1 protein-coding gene is annotated in these 1,261 nt (G+C 55.7%); it reads left to right on the forward strand.

Annotated features, from left to right (window positions below):
- Positions 1-85: 85 nt before the first annotated feature.
- Entirely contained in the window at positions 86-1,123 is a 1,038-nt protein-coding gene (locus tag J2Y63_RS35415; RefSeq protein ID WP_435269840.1) for an IS110 family transposase, read from the forward strand.
- Positions 1,124-1,261: the final 138 nt, after the last annotated feature.

A 1,261-nucleotide genomic window follows, 5' to 3' on the forward strand; every position in this document is an offset into this window, starting at 1 on the left:
TGGACGGCCCATTTGATGGCATGGACCGCTCCCTTTCCCTCAGCGAAGATGGCGGCTGTCTTTTTAGCCAAGAAGGAGTCATCCCATGCCTGTTGTTACCGTTGGTCTTGATCTCGCAAAGACAGTCTTTCAAGCTCACGGCGTCGATGCTGCCGGCGAGACTGTTCTTCGCCGTCGCCTTGGACGCAGCGAATTGTTGGCATTTTTTGCTAAGCTGCCGCCTTGTTCGATCGCAATGGAAGCATGCTCGAGCGCTCATCACTGGGCTCGGGAGCTGGTCAGTTTGGGACACGAAGTTCGACTCATTCCGCCGCAATATGTCAAACCCTACGTAAAACGGAATAAGACCGACGCGGCAGACGCAGAGGCGATATGTGAAGCGGCGGGTCGTCCAAGCATGCGCTTCGTTCCAATCAAGACCCGAGATCAGCAGGCAGTACTCGTTTTGCATCGGTCTCGTTCATTGCTGGTTCGGCAACGAACAGCATCGATCAACGCTGTGCGGGGATTGGTTGGTGAGTTTGGGCTTATCACCTCAAAAGGCCGCTACCGCATGTCAGAGTTGCGGCAGCGCATGAACGCAATGACGCCAGACGACCTACCAGCGATCGCCTGCCAAGCTATCAATACCCTGTTTGATCATATCGATGTACTTGAAGAACAAATTGCTGCTGTCGAACGACAGATTGTCGAGTGGCATAAGAGCAACGAAGACAGCCTTCGACTAGCGACTGCGCCAGGTGTTGGCCCTATCACGGCGAGCGCTATCCTTGCAGCTGTAGGAGATGCTCGTCAGTTCCAGTCGGCGCGGCATTTTGCGGCTTGGCTTGGATTGACCCCAAGGATGCATGCAAGCGGGAAGAAAGAGAGGATCGGAAGGATCAGTAAAGGAGGCGACCGATATCTGCGGGCGCTTCTAATCCATGGCGCAAGAGCGATTGTCGGTACGCTGTTCCGCAAAAACGTGACGCCTCGTCCGTGGCTGCTTGCACTGGCGGCACGCAGACCGACCAACGTCACCGCTGTCGCCGTCGCGCACAAAACGGCACGCGCCTTGTGGGCAATGCTGACGCGTGAAGAGAAGTACCACAAACCAATTGCTGCGGCACCGTCTGCAGCATAACAGCTTCAGCACTGTTCCTATGATCAGTGCTGGCTTGCGAGGGTAAGCGAATGTGATGGCAAACCGGTATGATCCGGGTTCGGCAAAGGCCCATGAAACGATGCGAGCCATATGAGCTCGTCCATTTGTCTGGCCGCC

This window comes from Shinella sp. BE166 (assembly GCF_051201095.1).
Classification (GTDB): Bacteria; Pseudomonadota; Alphaproteobacteria; order Rhizobiales; family Rhizobiaceae; genus Shinella; species Shinella lacus.